This window comes from Acinetobacter sp. D009 (genome assembly GCF_038562025.1).
In the GTDB taxonomy this organism is placed as follows: domain Bacteria; phylum Pseudomonadota; class Gammaproteobacteria; order Pseudomonadales; family Moraxellaceae; genus Acinetobacter; species Acinetobacter pittii.
This window is the reverse complement of record NZ_CP151886.1, coordinates 2508361-2525133: the sequence shown is the minus strand read 5'-3', so window position 1 is coordinate 2525133 and position 16773 is coordinate 2508361. Positions and strand designations below refer to the sequence as shown.

Genomic DNA, 16773 nt, shown 5'->3' with positions numbered 1-16773 from the left:
CAAATCTTTTGATTAAAATCACCGATCTTCACAAGAGATCAGATCAATTATTTTGAGTCAAACTCGTATGCCCAATCCTACAGATTTCCAAAGCAGCGCATTAGCAACATTGCGTATTGAGCAACAAGCCTTAGACGTGTTAGCAACACAAATTGGTGACAGTTTTAACCGAGCTTGTGAAATATTGTTACAGTGTAAAGGTCGTGTTGTGATCACTGGCATGGGTAAGTCAGGGCATATTGGCCGTAAAATGGCTGCTACTTTCGCCTCAACTGGTACACCATCTTTCTTTATGCATCCGGGCGAAGCTGGGCATGGCGATTTGGGAATGCTGGTTCGTGGTGATGTTTTAATTGCGATTTCCAATTCTGGAAAAAGCGATGAAATCATGATGTTGATGCCACTCATCAAACATCTTGGCGTTCCTCTTATTACCATTAGCCGTGATGATAAAGGCCCAATGCCGCAAAATGCCGACATCGCTTTAACTTTAGGCGAATCTGACGAGGCATGCCCATTAGGTTTAGCGCCTACGTCGAGTACGACAGCAACTTTAGTATTGGGTGATGCACTGGCTGTCGCTTTACTTGAAGCGCGTGGTTTTACCGCAGATGATTTTGCTCGTTCGCATCCAGCAGGTGCGTTGGGTAAACGCTTACTTTTACATGTAAAACATCTGATGCATACAGGCGATGAATTGCCAAAAGTTTCACCAGATACACCAATGAATCAAGTACTTTATGAAATTTCTAATAAACGTTTAGGCTTGACGACAATTGTAGATGAACAAGAACATTTGCTTGGTATTTTCACCGATGGTGACTTGCGCCGTTTAATTGATAAACAGCAAGGTTTCGATGTGAATTTGCCTGTTTCAGAAGTGATGACAAAAAAACCATCAACGATTTCTCAAGAAGCACGTGCGGTAGAAGCTCTACAACAGCTGAACCTGAAAAAAATTAGTCAGTTTGTGGTGGTAGATGACCAAAACAAAGTGATTGGTGTAATTAGTATGCATGACCTTATTCAGGCAGGGGTAAATTAATCAATGGCATCTTATGCATTGTTAGAACAAGCACGTCATTTACAGGCATTGGTTCTGGATGTTGATGGTATTTTGAGTGATGGCTTCGTAACCTTAACTAATAGTGGTGATGAAATTAAATCATTCGATATTCGTGATGGTTTAGGAATGAAGCTTGCACAGCAAGCAGGCATGAAAGTTATCATTATTACAGGCCGAAAAAGCAATATTGTTGAAAAACGTATGTCTGATTTAGGTGTAGACCTCGTTTTTCAAGGCCGTGAAGACAAAGGCTCAGCACTTCGTGAAGCATGTGCGCAGTTTAATATTTTGCCGTCTGATTGCTTATATATGGGCGATGATTGGCCTGATTTATCTGCTTTTGCAATCGCAGGTATGAGTGTTACTGTGCCAAATGGTCATGAAGAAGTACGTCGCCGTGCGCATTTGGTTACGCAATCGATGGGTGGGCGTGGTGCTGTTCGTGAAGTCTGTGATATGTTGCTGATCGCAAAAGGCATTTACCAAGAACTTCTTGAAAAATATCTTGCAGTACCGCATTAATAATAAGATTACTTAAAAAGGTAGGCTATTCCTGCTCATGGATACCAGAGTTTTATCAATTGTTGCTGTAGTGGTTGCTGCTATAAGTGGTGGTTACTACTACTATAGTGGCAAGGCAAAAAAACTAGACATTGGTTCTGCGAAGAATATGACATATTCAGCGCAGGGCGTCCATTTGACTCAAACTGATGATCAAGGCAATTTGTATATTCGTGCTGAAGTTCGTCAGCTTGAACAGGATATGCAACAAAAAACATCAAAGTTGGATCAACTTAATGCCTCGATGTATAAAGATGGCAAAGTTGATGCGACATTCTTTGCAAAACAGGCAAATGGTTATGATGATAACCGTAAAGTTATTTTATCGGGTGATGTGGTCGCAACTAAACTGGCACCACAAGGGAAGATTGAATTCCAAACTGATGAGTTAACTGGATATCCAAAAACCAGAGAAATTGAAACCGATCACCAAGTGGTTGTTCAATCTCCGCAAGCCGAGTTTGTCAGCAAAGGGTTAAAAGCTAATTTGAATAATGGTCAGTACGAATTTTTTAATATTCGAGGAAAGTATGCACCAAAGTCTTAATTTAAAACGTTCTTCAGCTTTCCTAAAACAAGCTGCGGTAATTACATTCGTTGCTTTATCATCTGCTTCGACTTTTGCGTTACCGTCTGACCGTAATCAACAAATTTCGTTAGTGGCAGACCGTGCAACTTATAATGAGAAAACGGGTTTAACGACTTATACGGGTAACGTCGTGATTGAGCAAGGTACGATGAAGCTTCAAGCCGACTCAATTGTTGCTACGCTAAACTCTAAACGTGAAATTCAAACGATTACTGCCAAAGGTAGACCGTCTAAATTCCAACAGCAAATCAGTGCTGACAAGGGCGTTGCACGAGGCGAGGGTCAAACCATTGTTTATAATGCAGATACAGGCATTATTACTTTGACTGGTGGTGCATATCTATATCAAGATGGTTCAAGCATCCGTGGTAACTCATTGAAATATAGTATGAACAAAGGCGATGTTGAAGCTCAAGGTTCATCGTCAAATCGTGTTCAAATTATTATTCCGCCATCAACTTCAAAAAGTTTCCCAGGAGCGCGTGACTAATGCAACAAGCTCTTCAACCCCAAACTTTGTGTATTAAACACTTAGCAAAAAACTATAGTAAACGTTGGGTCGTCAAAGACGTATCTTTTAGTATGCAAAGTGGACAGATTGTTGGTTTGCTTGGCCCTAACGGTGCAGGAAAAACAACAAGCTTCTATATGGTTGTTGGGCTAGTGCGTATGGACAAAGGTGAAATTCACCTTGATGATCTTGATATGTCCGATTTGGCAATGCATGAAAGGGCACGTAAGGGAATCGGATATCTTCCGCAAGAAGCTTCTATTTTTAGAAAGCTGACAATTGCTGAAAATATTATGTCTATTTTAGAAACACGCAAAGACTTAAATAAGCAACAGCGCCAACAACGTCTTACTGAATTGTTGAATGACTTTAAAATCAGTCATATTAAAGATTCATTGGGAATGAGTGTGTCTGGTGGTGAGCGTCGCCGTGCTGAAATTGCACGTGCATTGGCTGCTGATCCTAAGTTTATGTTACTTGATGAACCGTTTGCCGGTGTCGATCCAATTTCGGTAGGTGATATTAAAGATATTATCCAGACCTTAAAAGATCGTGGTATTGGTGTGCTCATCACAGACCATAACGTACGTGAAACTTTGGCAATCTGTGAACGTGCATATATTGTGAGCGAAGGCGCGGTAATTGCAGAAGGCACGCCACAAGAAATTCTGGATAACGAACAAGTCCGTAAAGTATATTTAGGCGACGATTTTACAGTTTAAATAAAAAAGTTAATCTGTTTGGCTAAAAAGAGGTCAGTACCTCTTTTTAGTTTTTTTATATTTATTTTTTAAAAACAATAAATTAGATGATTCACCTGATGAAAAAGTAATGTGTGAATTATTCCTGCATTTATGCTTCTTTATGCAAAAAAATATGTAGAATGTAAAAGCTTTTAAACGATAACAAACAAGATCAACAAGACAAGCATGATTGGATATAACCAGAGAAGAGTAAAAAGGACATGTAAAAAGCCAGCTTTCCTGAAAGGGTTGATGCTTTTAACTTCACTGCATGTACCGATGGTGATATATGCCGCTAAACCAAGTGAGCAATATCACACATTAAAAGACAACTTATCACAACTTTTTGCCCCTAAAAGTAGTGATGAATTTAAAGTCGCTAAGATGCAAGAGTTGAGTAATTTTAGGCTAGATCGCTCTAGAGTGCAGGAGTTTCCGACTGTTCAACTCAATGATAGAGCAGCTTCATCTTATTCAAATTTGCCATCAAGGAAAATGACTCTGCAGGAAGCGGTGAAAATCGCGATTCAGCGTAACCCTGATATTTCCCAAGCCATTTCAACTTTAGCTGGCCAAAACGCCGGTATTGATGTTGCGAAGGCAGGTTACTATCCTCAAATTTCAGGTGGTATTACCACAGGAGACTTGAGTAGTGGTGAACGTGGTCGGCAGTTATTGACTTTAAACGCAACTCAAATGCTTTATGATTTTGGTAAAGTCAAATCAGGCGTATCGGTTGAGAAGGCTAAACTCCAAGTCGAGCAGGCGAATGTGTTGGTCAGCATTGATGATATTGCACTTGATGTGGCTCAGTCGATTATCAATATTCAGCGCTATCTCCAATTAAATAAAATTGCCGAGCAGCAAATTGCGGGTATTCAGCGAATTCAGGAAATCGCTAATTTACGTGCAAATGCTGGTATTAGCAGTCAGGCTGACCCGATCCAAGCTCAGTCTTATTTACAAGCTGCACAGTCCGGTTTGATTGCACAGCAATCTTTATTACGTCAGTACCAACAACATTTAAGAACATTGTTGGGTGCTGATGTTTCGCGTACAGGTTGGATTATTTCAGATGATTTGGTGAAAGTATCTGATTTATATGGTGAGCCTGAGTTTAATACCATTCCAAAAATGATCGCTGCACAAGCGGGTATTGAAGTGGCTAAAGCTCAAAAGGAACAGACTCGTTTAACTCGTTATCCAACTTTGGCAGTGAAAGGTTCGGTCAGTCAGGCCATTAATGGAAAAAACCCAAACAATGATGAGGACGACGGTTTATATAGTTCCATCATGCTTGAAGCCACCAGCCAGTTTTATCAAGGTGGGGCAGTTTCTTCCCAAGTAAAAATGGCAAGTTATGCAGAAGAAGCCGCTAAATCTAAAGTGAATTCTGTGTATCTGGATGTGCTCGATCAGATCAGAACTAGCCGTGAACAAATTGAAAATAAACAACGTCAAATGCAGGTTTTAGCCAACCGCCAAGCGACAACAGTTCGTACACGCGAACTTTATCAAGAGCAGTACAAACTCGGTACCCGTTCATTGGTTGACCTACTGAATGCTGAACAAGCGATTCATAGCGCCAATTCGGAACTTGAAACTGCACGTTATGACATCTACAGCAGTATTGTTCAGTACATTGCAGCAACAGGACGTTCCCGCCAAGCTTATGACTTAAATAATATTTCAATTCAGGGGTTCGAAGTACAACCATGATGACAAAAATAAATTACCAGCCCTGGTTACAGGCGGTCTTAACGATTGCTAAACATTATAGAATTGAGCCTTCAGAAGAAAGGATTCGTTTACAACTTGACTGGAACCAAAATCAAAACCTTGATGATGTTTTACAGCTCATTACACGTCAGGTAGGACTCAATTTACGTAAAGTGCCGTTTTCTTTAGAGTTGCTCAACCCATGGCGTTTACCTGTCATGGTCGAGTTTAATGACGGACAAGTTGGTGTAATTGATAAGGCTGATACTCAAGGAAATGTCAGTATCCAGTTTAGTGGAGATCATGGCCTTTCCCAAAATTTAAGCTTAGATGCCTTAAAAACAACAATTAAGAATGTCTATATTCTGCGTCCTGAAACGTCTATTCCCGATGCGCGTATTGACGAATATATCAAACCGTACGAAGCAAGCTGGTTCTGGTCGATTGTTCTAAGAGACTGGAAGCGCTACGTTGATATTATGTTTGCCTCACTCATTGCCAATGTCTTGGCACTGGCAACCATTATTTTTTCAATGCAAGTGTATGACCGTGTTGTACCCTCACAGTCTATCCCGACTTTATGGGTGCTGGCAGGTGGTGTACTCATTGCAGCACTTTTTGAGTTTACCTTGCGTATATCACGGGTATATTTATCCGATATTATTGGTAAACGTGCTGACTTACGGGTGTCTGACCGTGTATTTGGTCATGCCTTACGCATCAAAAATAAAGACCGTTCAAAGTCTACCGGTAGTTTTATTTCCCAGATTCGTGAGCTCGAAGGTGTTCGTGAACTGGTGACTTCAACCACCATTAGTGCTATTGCTGATTTCCCGTTCTTTTTCCTTTTCCTGATCATTTTTGCGATTATTGGCGGAAAGCTATTTTGGGTGATGTTGCTGGTTGTGCCACTTATGATTTTGCCGGGTATTCTGGTGCAAAAGAAGCTAGCGCAACTCGCACAAGAGGGCATGAGAGAGTCTTCAATCCGTAACGCAATTCTTGTCGAAGCGGTGCAGGGTATTGAGGATATTAAACTATTGCGTGCTGAATCACGTTTCCAAAACCAGTGGAATCACATGAACGAAGTTTCAGCCGATATCGGGATGAGACAGCGTAAAATTGTTGGTACCTTAATGGCATGGACTCAAATGCTTCAAGGTTTGACCTATGCAATTGTGGTGTTGGTAGGATGTTTTGCCGTAATGGACGGTGAAATGACTACAGGTGCGTTAGTAGCTTGCTCCATTCTATCTTCACGTATGTTGGCACCGATTGCACAGATTACAGGTGTTTTGGGTCGTTTACAGCAAGCAAAAGTCGCAAAACAAAGCCTTGATGAACTCATGCAGCGTCCGATTGATCAGGCTGACCGTTCGCATCTGGTACACAAAGCAGTTTTAAATGGCGACTATGAATTAAAAAATGTCTTATTCCAGTATGGCGAAGAAGACCCGAAACCAAGTTTGGCAATCCGTCATTTAAAAATTCGCGCTGGTGAAAAAATTGCCATATTGGGGCGTAACGGTGCAGGTAAATCGACACTGCTCCAGCTTCTATCTGGTATGCAAGTTCCAACTCAAGGCGCAGTACATTTAGATGGTCTCGATCTTTCATTAATTGATCCGTCTGATGTACGTCGTGATATGGGCTTACTTAACCAGAATGCGCATCTTTTCTACGGTACGATTCGTGAAAACCTCACTTTAGGCGCGCCGCTTGCAACGGATGAAGAGATTCTTCGAGCTTTAGTGGTGACGGGTGCATTACCTTTTGTTCAAGAGAAAAAAGAAGGGCTAGATCATCTGATTTTAGAAGGTGGTGTTGGTTTCTCTGGTGGTCAGAAACAAGCGTTGTTATTGGCTCGGCTATTGATTCGTCAACCTAACATTTTATTGTTAGACGAACCGACAGCAGCCATTGATGACGTGGCAGAGAAACAACTGATTGATCATTTAAAAGGTTGGCTGGCACATCGTACTTTGGTCGTTGCGACCCACCGCCGCGCTGTATTAGAACTTGTAGACCGTATTATTGTCGTGAATGAAGGCAAAATCGTGATGGACGGTCCAAGAGATCAGGTACTCAATCAATCAACAGCCCAACAAAAACAAGTGAGCCAAGGGGGTAATTCATGAGCGAACCACAACAAGAACAACAACTCACCCGTTCAATGAATGTCTCTTATAGTGAGCCACCCTTACCACGTGCGAGCTTAGTAATCTGGATTGTGGGCATTGGCTTAGTTATTTTCTTTATCTGGGCGTGGGTATTTAAGCTTGAAGAAGTTTCTACCGGTACAGGTAAAGTCATTCCATCATCTAAAGAGCAGGTCATCCAGTCTTTAGAAGGCGGTATTTTAACCAAGCTGAATGTACAAGAAGGCGATATTGTTCAAAAAGGCGAAATTCTTGCGCAGCTCGATCCAACCCGTTTTGCCTCTAATGTTGGTGAATCAAGATCTTTACTGATCTCTGCTCAAGCGACAGCAGCGCGTTTGCGTGCGGAAGTAAATGGCACACCTTTGGTTTTTCCTGAAATTGTGATGAAAGAACGAAAGTTAGTACAAGAAGAAACTGCATTATATCGCTCACGTCGAGCTGATCTTGAACAAACGCTTGCAGGTTTAAGACAGGCGTTACAACTTGTGCAACAAGAACTAGCAATGACAGAACCGCTGGTGGCTAAAGGTGCAGCTAGTGAGGTTGAGGTTTTACGTTTACGTCGTGAAGCAAACGACCTGCAAAACAAAATGAATGATGCGCAAAACCAGTACTATGTGAAAGCGCGTGAAGAGTTATCTAAAGCCAATACCGATAGCGAAACGCAACAACAAATCGTGCTCGGTCGTAGTGACAGTTTAGATCGTGCAGTGTTTAGAGCACCGGTACGTGGTGTTGTAAAAGAAATTGCAGTAACTACCCATGGTGGAGTTATTCCACAAAATGGTAAATTGATGACCATTGTACCGATTGATGAGCAATTGCTGATTGAAGCGCGTATTTTACCGCGTGACATTGCCTTTATTCGTCCAGGACAAGAAGCACTGGTTAAAATCACGGCCTATGACTACTCAATTTATGGTGGTTTAAAAGGTAAGGTTACGGTTATTTCACCAGATACCATTCGTGATGAAGTAAAACAGGACCAATTCTATTATCGTGTTTATATCCGCACTGATTCCGACAAGCTTTACAATAAAGAAGGTAAAGCGTTTGGTATTACACCGGGTATGGTGGCAACAGTAGATATTCGTACTGGTCAAAAAACAGTACTCGATTACTTACTTAAACCATTTAATAAAGCCAAAGAAGCGTTACGAGAAAGATAATAAAAAAAGCCCCGAGATTCGGGGCTTTTTTATAGGTTTGATTCTATTAAATTCACGTTATAATTTGATTTTTATTGTGCTTTATCTTATTTATGGCTTTTACGATTGCATCACAGATTACATTTGAAGAAGAAATTAAAAAAAGTAGATTTCAGGCGATTGCTGCGCCAGTAGAAAATGAACAGCAGGTTAAAGAATTTTTAGAATACAACAAGGATATCTCGACCACTCATCAATGTTGGGCGTGGAAAATTGGGCATAACGTACGCTTTAACGATGATGGTGAACCGTCAGGAACGGCAGGCCGTCCAATCTTGGCGACCATTGAAGGGAATGACCTGACGAATATTATTGTGATGGTTAACCGTTGGTATGGTGGAATAAAACTGGGGACAGGCGGCCTTGTGAGAGCATACGGTGGCTGTGCTGGACAATGTTTATTATTGGCTGAACGTATTGAACTCATTGCAAAGAAGACAATTCACTTTTCGTGTCATTTTAATGAATGGGCCATATTTCAATATGAGCTGACTCAACAACAGATTGAATATCAGGAAACCTACACGGCAACAGGTGTAGATATTGAAGCGAGACTACAGATACATCAAATTGAACCGCTTGCCTTAAAACTCAGAGACGTAACACGTGGTCGTGAAGAATTAAAAATTGAAGAGGAATTAACAGATGACTGATTCCTTACTGAAATATCGTGAGCAACATAAGCACCGCTTAAACTATATGCCATGGTTATATTGGACTTTAAAACCTAAAAACCGTGCTTGGGCTGAAGAGTGGCAAAAAGAATATCAAGCTTATTTAATGGATATGGAAACCGTTGAGATTGGTGAAAATTGTTTTATTTCGCCGCTAGCACATATTTTTGCTGAACCAGGCCGCAAAATTATTATTGGGGATAATAGTTTTATTGCGGCTGATTGCACATTGCATGGACCGCTGGAAATCGGCAATGAAGTCGCGATTAACCATCATTGTATTTTAGATGGGGGACGAACGGGCATCAAGTTGCATGACCAAGTCCGTATTGCCGCGTATTGCCATTTATATGCATTTGACCATGGGATGCAACTCGACCGTCCACTTTACCAGCAGCCAGTTACGTCCAAGGGAATTGAAATTGAGCAAGACGTTTGGTTGGGTGCGCATGTGGGGATTAAAGACGGTATAAAAATCGGTAAACATGCTGTGGTGGGGATGAATAGTATGGTGACCAAAGATGTTGAGCCGTACCATATTGTCGGTGGGAACCCCGCAAAATTTATTCGTTTAAGAGAATAATGCAGTCTCAAGAATGTAATAAAATGTTTGATCTTTAAACAAAAAAGTTGATTTTTATACATAAACCTTAACATACCAATTTTTATCTATGTTAAGTTAAAGCTAAGTTTTAATAATAATCTCCAAGGCAATAGACCTGAAGAAGAGAGGCTAACATGAACCGTGTTATTGCGTGTATTGACTCATCACCGTGTATTAATGCTATTGCTGATGCAGCAGCATGGGTTGCTAAAGCGACCGGACGGGAACTTGTATTATTACAAATTCTGGACTATTACCCAGCCAGTTACCATCTTGGTGAAATTAGTGGGGTAATCGGCTTTGAAAGCAATGCAATGCTGCTAAAAGAGTTAGCTGAGCTAGAGCAAAAACAAAGTGAACTCGCGTTAGATTATAGTAATAATTTACTCCGCCATATTTCTGATCTTATTCAAGAAAAACACGGAATTACCAGCTCAAAAATTCAAGAAAAAGGTGATTTTTTAGAACAAAGTTTTAATCTCTTACATGAAAATGACATCGTTATTTTAGGTCGAGTCGGGGAAAGAGCAGCCGAGAAACACAAACCAATCGGTAGCAATGTTGAAAACTTCATCCGCGGTGCGAACTGTACTGTTTTGACCATTGGTGAAAACTTTAAAGTGCCAACACGATTTATCTTTGCTTATGAATATTCGCCAACTTGTCAAAAAATGATGCGCCGTATTGCCCAAAGTGACTTATTGCGAACACTGCAATGTCATTTGGTGTATGTAGGTGATCATCCAGAAATATTAAATGAACCAGAACATTATCTTAAACAAGCGGGTCTAGATGTAGTCACCGTTTACCGTTATGGTGATGTTGCACAAAATATTTTAGAGTACCAACAAGAACACGGTATTCAAATCATTGTGTTAGGGGCATTTAGTCATAGCAAAATTCATCAATTCTTCTTGGGAAGTATTGCGACAACCATTTTCCGAAACGCGACTGTACCATTACTTGTGGCTAAATGATGAGATTTGCATATAGTTATCCGCAAATCTTGTGGATAACTATATGGAAAAGCAACAGTAATAAAAGTAATTAATTGATTATAAATAATAAAATAAAAAAGATGATTTTTTAACCATTATTTCACAATTGCAATTGCGAAGCCATCATGACCTTTTGAGCCAACTGTTTGTAAGGCTGTACAAGACAATATTTGCGGATGATTTTCTAAGGCTTTAAACATTTCACGGATGCCTTCAATACTCGGTTTTTTATTGTCAGGATTTAAAATATCACCTGCTCGAATTACATTATCGAGTACGATAATCGTACCTGATCTTGAGAATTTCAGACTTAATTCTAAATATTCAGGATAACCCTGTTTATCTGCATCAATGAAAATAAAATCAAAAGGCTCGATAGATTGAGGATCAATCGCAGAAAGGATATCTGCAGCACGGCCAGCTCGAAGATCAACTTTTACAGGAAGATTGGCATGATCGATATTTTTTTGTGCCATTTCTGCATGAGTAGCACGGCCTTCTATTGTGAGTAAATAACCATCTTCAGGTAAGGCACGACCTAACCAGATGGTACTGTATGCAGCAAAGGTTCCGATTTCTAAAACTCGTTTGCATTTATTCATTTGAATAAGCATCTGCAAGAACATACCTTGGTTAGGAGCTACTGCAAGATGATTTGAAAAGCCGTGTTCGTCGGTATTCTTTAATGCATATTCGAGTCGCGGGTCTTCGGGAATTAAATGTGAATCGATATATTGGTCAATGTCTGTCCACATCTGCTGCATAATCAAATTTACCTATATGTTGATCGGGCTATTTTAAACGTTTATGCATAGAGTGCAAAAATCTTCGTTTCAAGAAATTTTGGTTGATTGGGAAATGTACAATAAAAAAACTCCTTTCAGTTGAAAGGAGTTTTTTTATTAGAAATTACACATCGAACTGTTTCGGGTGAGGTCAGGTCCCCAAGTACGATAGCCTTGAGTATCAATATGAATTTGCCCGGAACTATATAGACCAATACCCATGTTTAAGCTTTGACCATGCTGAGCCCAGAACTGACAAAGTTTAAACTTGGTATTTTCGATAAATGCATAATCTTGAGCTTGTGGGAACTCAGGACCAATACGGAAATCGATTGCCGAGTTAAATAAATGTTTAGATGAGCTTGCGCCACCTGCACATTCATTTAAAGGTAAATCTCGGTAAACCGAAGTCACTTCAAAGTCGGTAAGAACTTTTGCTGCAACTAAATATTTAAATACGCGTAGGGTAGATAAAGAATTTCCCCATAATTCGCGATTAGGTACAGCATATTCAGAGCGGCCACATTTTTGCCAATCACGTGCTGAACGTAATAACTCAAAGCTTGGCACAATGCCTGCAACATTATTTCGGGTTAAGAATTTTTCGTATTCACGAACACGTTGGTAATTTTCACCAGAACTTAACCAATTTCGATAAGATGCAGGCTCAACTTTAGGGGGAATTGGGCGCTCGATAATAACGCGCTCTTGTGGAATAAAGATTCGTTTACCACTTGGAGAGGTTTTGCCTGTTGTTGTGTGTTGGGGAGAGCTGACACAACCTACCATAACCGCTGGGATTATGCATAAGGGCACCAGACTCTGCAAAAACTTCCGCATAAGAAAAATTAAGCACTTATAAATATTGCGGGTATTTTAATGCAAAACAGTGCACAAATTACGAGGAATTTGCAATGAAATGTTTGAATAGGGTATAAAAAAGATCAGCGGTTGCTGATCTTTTTATAAATTACTTTTCAAGATATTGTAATTTATCAGGTTTACCGTTCCATTCTTCACGGTCAGCTGGTTGATCGCCAATTTGAGTAATGTTAGGCCATTTTTGAGAAAGTTCAGCATTTAATTCAATAAACACTTCTTGACCTTCAGGTAACTCATCTTCAGAGAAAATTGCATTTGCCGGGCACTCTGGTTCACATAATGCACAGTCAATACATTCATCCGGATTAATCACTAGGAAATTCGGACCTTCGTAAAAACAGTCTACAGGACAAACTTCTACGCAATCTTGGTATTTACATTTAATACAATTTTCAGTGACAACAAAGGTCATGGCGACAGCTACCTAAAAAATATGGTTTCATTTCGAATAGCTTATTTTAGGCAAAAAAGGGGTAAACAAACAATTGCTTTTATTGATATTCTTTATTCATGCATATGAAGATAAGTTAATACGTTGATAATCAAACATATCTTGTAAACATAGCAGAGCGTAATCTATAAAATTAAAATAATAATATATTTTATAAAACAATAACTTAAAAAATATTTTATTTAATTATTTAGATGTCATTTAAGTCAAGGCATCTATTTTATTAAATGCCTTAACTTTTTATTTTTCTTTTACAAATTTTGATTTACGGCTTTTTTATTGAAAAAAACCTTAAATTTTTAGATCTAAAGCTTACACAGTAAATGGATATCTTCGGGTTCGAGCTGCCAAAGTTGTTGATCTGGAGCACTTAACGGTTGCGCGCCATGCTTTATATAGAAGTCTACAGTGCGCCGACTTGGAGTTGCTGAAATATAGAGTTGGTTTGCACCGAGTTGTTTGGCGGACTCTTTTGCGGCTTGCATCAGTTTGGAACCAATACCTTGACCTTGTTGGTCTGCATCGACATAGAAATAGTGGAGTAATTTAGCTTGAGGATAGTCTGCTATAACTTGGTTTGACACCACACTCACACCAACGAGCTTTTCAGAAGCATCAAATGCACCGACAAATATTGAACCTTGTGCAAAGAGTTGTTTGAGTTTAGGTGGGTCATTTTCTAAATGATATGAATCCCAATTTTGTACATCAAAAAAACAATCAACTAAGTCTAGATGTTGCTGTTTTTGTATGTAGTTTTGAGTGATTAATTCACGGCGGCTAATCTGCTGCCAAATAAGATCAATTTCTGAACTTTTCAAAGATCTTAAGATCATATAAATATTATTCTCCGATATGAATAAGCAGACCTAAGCCTGCTTATTCGGAAGTGCTTTATTAAGATTTGAGTGCAGCTTTTAACTCGTAGAGTTGTTCAAGTGCCTGACGAGGCGATAAGTTATCGACTTCAATTTGCTTAAGTAAATCTAGAGCAGGGGATGAAACTTCAATTTCGACAACTTTCTCTATGATTTGTGAACCAGAGTTTGCATCTGGTGGAGCAAACAAATCATTTTGAAAACTGGTTTGTAGATGTTGTTGCTGCTGTTTTTCTAAAATGCGTAAACGCTTCTGCGCTTCTTTAATAACATTGGCAGGAATACCCGCTAATTTTGCAACTTGTAAACCATGACTTTGACTTGCAGGGCCTTGTTGAACTTTATGCAATAAAATCAGATTGCCATTCAGTTCTTGCGCCGTGACATGATAGTTATCGATTCCTGCTTCACTACCAAGTTCGGTCAACTCAAAATAATGAGTCGCGAATAAACATAAACATTTTACGCGCTTGGTTAAATCGACCACACATGCCCATGCTAAAGATAAACCGTCATAGGTACTGGTTCCGCGGCCAACCTCATCCATTAACACCAACGACTGGTTGGTGGCATGATGCAAAATTTGCGAAGTTTCAGTCATCTCAACCATAAAGGTAGATTTACCTGTAGATAAATCATCGGCTGAACCAATACGGGTAAAAATTCGGTCAATTGGACCAAGTTTGACCGCTTTAGCCGGAACATAGCTACCGCAATAAGCAAGTAAACTGATTAATGCCGTTTGGCGCATGAAGGTTGATTTACCGCCCATGTTTGGACCGGTAATAATGGCCATGCGGTGCTGAGCATCAAGGAAAGTATCGTTTGGGGTAAATGGTGCTTTATTTAATGCTTCAACGACAGGATGACGACCAGCCTGAATTTTAATGCCCGTTTCCGGAGTAAATTCAGGGCGCGCCCAATTGTTTAAACGTGCTTGATGAGCAAAGTTTGCAATGACATCAATTTGAGCAATTGCTGAACTCATCATTTGTAAGTGGGCGATATTTTCGCGAAGGTTTTCAAGCAAAGCTTCGAATAGTGCTTTTTCACGAGAGAGTGCACGTGACTCGCTCGACAGGACTTTATCTTCAAAACTCTTAAGCTCAGGGGTAATGTAGCGTTCAGCATTTTTTAAAGTTTGACGACGGATATAGTCGGCTGGCGCTTGTTCTGCTTGAGCACGAGTCAGTTCAATGTAGTAACCGCTTACACGGTTATAACCGATTTTAAGGGTATTAATCCCTGTACGTTCACGCTCTTTAATTTCTAGATCAATTAAGAATTGACCTGCATGATCACGAATTTGGCGTAATTCATCAAGCTCAGCATCATATCCTTCTGCAATTACATTGCCATCACGAAGTAATACCGGTGGGTTTTCAACAATTGCTGCCATTAAATGTTGATGAAGTGCTTTGAAATCTCCAAGTTCTTCATCTAGTTGAACTAATAACTTAGATTTCTTCGCTTGAATGACTGGAGTTAACGCCGTTCTTAAAGCTGGAATTTGTGCGCATGCATGACGAAGTTGCACCAAATCACGTGGTCGCGCACTGCCTAGTGCAACGCGGCTAAGCACACGTTCAATATCACCAATTTCTTTAAGCACTAACCGAACTGGGTTTTCGTGATATCCCTGAATGAGTTGCTCAATCGCATCTAAACGAGCATCAAGCAATGCAGTATCACGCACAGGTTGCATGAGTGTGCGGCTTAATAAACGACCACCCATTGCAGTTTGGCAATCATTTACCAGTTGAAATAATGATGTTCCGTGTTCAAATAATGGCTCGATAATTTCTAAGTTGCGACGTGTAATTGGGTCGAGCGCAATAAAGTCAGTACTTTGTTCAAGTTGGATTGAACGAATATGCGGTAATGCAGTTTTTTGGGTTTCTTTTGCATAGTGAATAAGTGCAGCGGCAGCAGCTTTGGCTAAAGGTAATGGGTCTAAACCAAAACCTGAAAGGGTTGATACCGTAAACTGGTCACATAAGGTTTTTTGTGCATTATTTAGATTGAAGTCTACATTTGGACGTTTAGTAACAGGGCAATCTAAATGCTTTTTAATTTGTTCGATAATATTGGTGTCGACCAAATCTTCATCAATCAAGATCTCACTTGGCATTAAACGCGCAAGTTCAATAGGTAATTGTTCTGGCTTGTAATCTTGTTGTTGAACTTTAAAAATGCCTGCACTTAAGTCGAGTAAAGCAAAACCGATCTGGTTTTGATGAATGCACAATGAAACGAGATTAGATGATTGATAACTGCTGAGTAATGCATCATCAGTTAATGTACCCGGGGTCAGAATACGAACAACTTTACGTTCAACAGGGCCTTTGCCTGTTACTTCTCCAACTTGTTCGCAAATGGCTACCGTGCGCCCAGCTTTAACAAGTCGCGCCAAATAACCTTCTGCCGAATGATAGGGAACACCTGCCATTGGAATAGGACGGCCACTGGCTTTGCCACGATGGGTTAAGGTAATGCCTAAAAGTTTGGCTGCTAAATGAGCATCTTCAAAGAAGAGTTCATAAAAGTCACCCATACGGTAGAACAGCAACGCATGTTGATAGTCCGTTTTAACTTTGAGATATTGCTGCATCATAGGTGTGTGAGAAGATAAGTCAGCCATGATTTCAGCGCTATTCATGCGTATTAAACCCTTAAATAATCAGTAATATTTTACGTTTGGTCATCTAACCAATTTCAAGTCTTTTAAAAATGAATGTCATTCAAGAAAAGAACACAACTGGATGAACTTTGAAAATTGGCATCCATAGTATAAAGCGAATTGGAGTCACTCCAGATGTGTAATGGTAACAAATTTGAGTTATTGAAAAAAAGAGTAGTGGAACCCTGAAGTATAAGACCAATAAGTTGACTTCAAATTGTGGCTTAAGTGGTCTGAGGTCAAGTTTTTTTAAAGAGACTTA

At 39.9% G+C, this 16773-nt stretch carries 16 protein-coding genes; 11 read left to right on the top strand and 5 right to left on the bottom strand.

Annotated features, from left to right (window positions below; genetic code table 11):
* Positions 1-67: 67 nt before the first annotated feature.
* The 11 genes from AAC388_RS11990 to AAC388_RS11940 all read left to right on the top strand — a co-directional run bounded on the left by AAC388_RS11990 (position 68) and on the right by AAC388_RS11940 (position 10814).
* Complete coding sequence (locus AAC388_RS11990) at positions 68-1045, top strand: KpsF/GutQ family sugar-phosphate isomerase (protein WP_002122342.1); 978 nt, start codon at positions 68-70, stop codon at positions 1043-1045.
* A 3-nt stretch (positions 1046-1048) separates the two neighbouring features.
* A complete protein-coding gene (locus tag AAC388_RS11985) occupies positions 1049-1588 on the top strand; it encodes an HAD-IIIA family hydrolase (protein ID WP_002122322.1) in 540 nt (179 codons plus the stop codon).
* Positions 1589-1625: 37 nt separating this feature from the next.
* A complete protein-coding gene (gene lptC / locus AAC388_RS11980; RefSeq protein WP_005070181.1) occupies positions 1626-2174 on the top strand; it encodes an LPS export ABC transporter periplasmic protein LptC in 549 nt (182 codons plus the stop codon).
* Entirely contained in the window at positions 2158-2706 is a 549-nt protein-coding gene (gene lptA, locus AAC388_RS11975; RefSeq protein ID WP_002122334.1) for a lipopolysaccharide transport periplasmic protein LptA, read from the top strand. The genes lptC and lptA overlap by 17 nt, the downstream gene beginning before the upstream one ends.
* Positions 2706-3449: an LPS export ABC transporter ATP-binding protein gene (gene lptB / locus AAC388_RS11970; protein ID WP_002122331.1), complete on the top strand. Its 744-nt coding sequence runs from the start codon at positions 2706-2708 to the stop codon at positions 3447-3449. Before lptA ends, lptB begins: the two co-directional genes overlap by 1 nt.
* A gap of 273 nt (positions 3450-3722) precedes the next feature.
* A complete protein-coding gene (locus AAC388_RS11965) occupies positions 3723-5189 on the top strand; it encodes a TolC family protein (RefSeq protein WP_017481420.1) in 1467 nt (488 codons plus the stop codon).
* Entirely contained in the window at positions 5186-7327 is a 2142-nt protein-coding gene (locus AAC388_RS11960) for a type I secretion system permease/ATPase (RefSeq protein ID WP_342370679.1), read from the top strand. The genes AAC388_RS11965 and AAC388_RS11960 overlap by 4 nt, the downstream gene beginning before the upstream one ends.
* Positions 7324-8520 carry an HlyD family efflux transporter periplasmic adaptor subunit gene (locus AAC388_RS11955; RefSeq protein WP_342370678.1) on the top strand — a complete coding sequence of 399 codons (1197 nt, stop codon included), beginning with the start codon at positions 7324-7326 and terminating at the stop codon, positions 8518-8520. Before AAC388_RS11960 ends, AAC388_RS11955 begins: the two co-directional genes overlap by 4 nt.
* Before the next feature lie 92 nt (positions 8521-8612).
* On the top strand, positions 8613-9212 hold the full coding sequence (locus AAC388_RS11950) for a YigZ family protein (protein WP_032038417.1): 600 nt from the start codon (positions 8613-8615) through the stop codon (positions 9210-9212).
* On the top strand, positions 9205-9816 hold the full coding sequence (locus tag AAC388_RS11945) for a chloramphenicol acetyltransferase CAT (RefSeq protein WP_002115833.1): 612 nt from the start codon (positions 9205-9207) through the stop codon (positions 9814-9816). Before AAC388_RS11950 ends, AAC388_RS11945 begins: the two co-directional genes overlap by 8 nt.
* Before the next feature lie 155 nt (positions 9817-9971).
* A complete protein-coding gene (locus AAC388_RS11940; RefSeq protein ID WP_002115820.1) occupies positions 9972-10814 on the top strand; it encodes a universal stress protein in 843 nt (280 codons plus the stop codon).
* A 116-nt stretch (positions 10815-10930) separates the two neighbouring features.
* Here the strand turns inward: AAC388_RS11940 and AAC388_RS11935 are convergent, their stop codons facing one another.
* The 5 genes from AAC388_RS11935 to mutS all read right to left on the bottom strand — a co-directional run bounded on the left by AAC388_RS11935 (position 10931) and on the right by mutS (position 16490).
* A complete protein-coding gene (locus tag AAC388_RS11935; RefSeq protein WP_002115787.1) occupies positions 10931-11599 on the bottom strand; it encodes an O-methyltransferase in 669 nt (222 codons plus the stop codon).
* Between the two features lie 138 nt (positions 11600-11737).
* Positions 11738-12460, bottom strand: a complete 723-nt coding sequence (locus tag AAC388_RS11930) for a D-Ala-D-Ala carboxypeptidase family metallohydrolase (RefSeq protein ID WP_262441345.1) — start codon at positions 12458-12460, stop codon at positions 11738-11740.
* Positions 12461-12590: 130 nt separating this feature from the next.
* The gene (gene fdxA, locus AAC388_RS11925) at positions 12591-12914 is read right to left on the bottom strand and encodes a ferredoxin FdxA (RefSeq protein ID WP_002051033.1); all 324 of its coding nucleotides are present in this window, start codon (positions 12912-12914) and stop codon (positions 12591-12593) included.
* A gap of 344 nt (positions 12915-13258) precedes the next feature.
* Positions 13259-13789, bottom strand: coding sequence for a GNAT family N-acetyltransferase (locus AAC388_RS11920; RefSeq protein WP_342370677.1), 531 nt, complete (start codon positions 13787-13789; stop codon positions 13259-13261).
* A gap of 61 nt (positions 13790-13850) precedes the next feature.
* Positions 13851-16490, bottom strand: a complete 2640-nt coding sequence (gene mutS, locus AAC388_RS11915) for a DNA mismatch repair protein MutS (protein ID WP_002115830.1) — start codon at positions 16488-16490, stop codon at positions 13851-13853.
* Positions 16491-16773 lie beyond the last annotated feature (283 nt).

Excerpts from the sequence above, each read along its gene's own strand:
- lptB (WP_002122331.1), top strand. The coding sequence starts at position 2,706 with ATGCAACAAGCTCTTCAACCCCAAACTTTGTGTATTAAACACTTAGCA.
- AAC388_RS11965 (WP_017481420.1), top strand. The coding sequence starts at position 3,723 with ATGCTTTTAACTTCACTGCATGTACCGATGGTGATATATGCCGCTAAA.
- fdxA (WP_002051033.1), bottom strand. The coding sequence starts at position 12,914 with ATGACCTTTGTTGTCACTGAAAATTGTATTAAATGTAAATACCAAGAT.
- AAC388_RS11990 (WP_002122342.1), top strand. The coding sequence starts at position 68 with ATGCCCAATCCTACAGATTTCCAAAGCAGCGCATTAGCAACATTGCGT.
- AAC388_RS11960 (WP_342370679.1), top strand. The coding sequence starts at position 5,186 with ATGATGACAAAAATAAATTACCAGCCCTGGTTACAGGCGGTCTTAACG.
- AAC388_RS11945 (WP_002115833.1), top strand. The coding sequence starts at position 9,205 with ATGACTGATTCCTTACTGAAATATCGTGAGCAACATAAGCACCGCTTA.
- AAC388_RS11950 (WP_032038417.1), top strand. The coding sequence starts at position 8,613 with ATGGCTTTTACGATTGCATCACAGATTACATTTGAAGAAGAAATTAAA.
- mutS (WP_002115830.1), bottom strand. The coding sequence starts at position 16,490 with ATGAATAGCGCTGAAATCATGGCTGACTTATCTTCTCACACACCTATG.
- lptC (WP_005070181.1), top strand. The coding sequence starts at position 1,626 with ATGGATACCAGAGTTTTATCAATTGTTGCTGTAGTGGTTGCTGCTATA.
- AAC388_RS11920 (WP_342370677.1), bottom strand. The coding sequence starts at position 13,789 with ATGATCTTAAGATCTTTGAAAAGTTCAGAAATTGATCTTATTTGGCAG.
- AAC388_RS11930 (WP_262441345.1), bottom strand. The coding sequence starts at position 12,460 with ATGCGGAAGTTTTTGCAGAGTCTGGTGCCCTTATGCATAATCCCAGCG.
- AAC388_RS11935 (WP_002115787.1), bottom strand. The coding sequence starts at position 11,599 with ATGCAGCAGATGTGGACAGACATTGACCAATATATCGATTCACATTTA.
- AAC388_RS11985 (WP_002122322.1), top strand. The coding sequence starts at position 1,049 with ATGGCATCTTATGCATTGTTAGAACAAGCACGTCATTTACAGGCATTG.
- AAC388_RS11940 (WP_002115820.1), top strand. The coding sequence starts at position 9,972 with ATGAACCGTGTTATTGCGTGTATTGACTCATCACCGTGTATTAATGCT.
- lptA (WP_002122334.1), top strand. The coding sequence starts at position 2,158 with ATGCACCAAAGTCTTAATTTAAAACGTTCTTCAGCTTTCCTAAAACAA.
- AAC388_RS11955 (WP_342370678.1), top strand. The coding sequence starts at position 7,324 with ATGAGCGAACCACAACAAGAACAACAACTCACCCGTTCAATGAATGTC.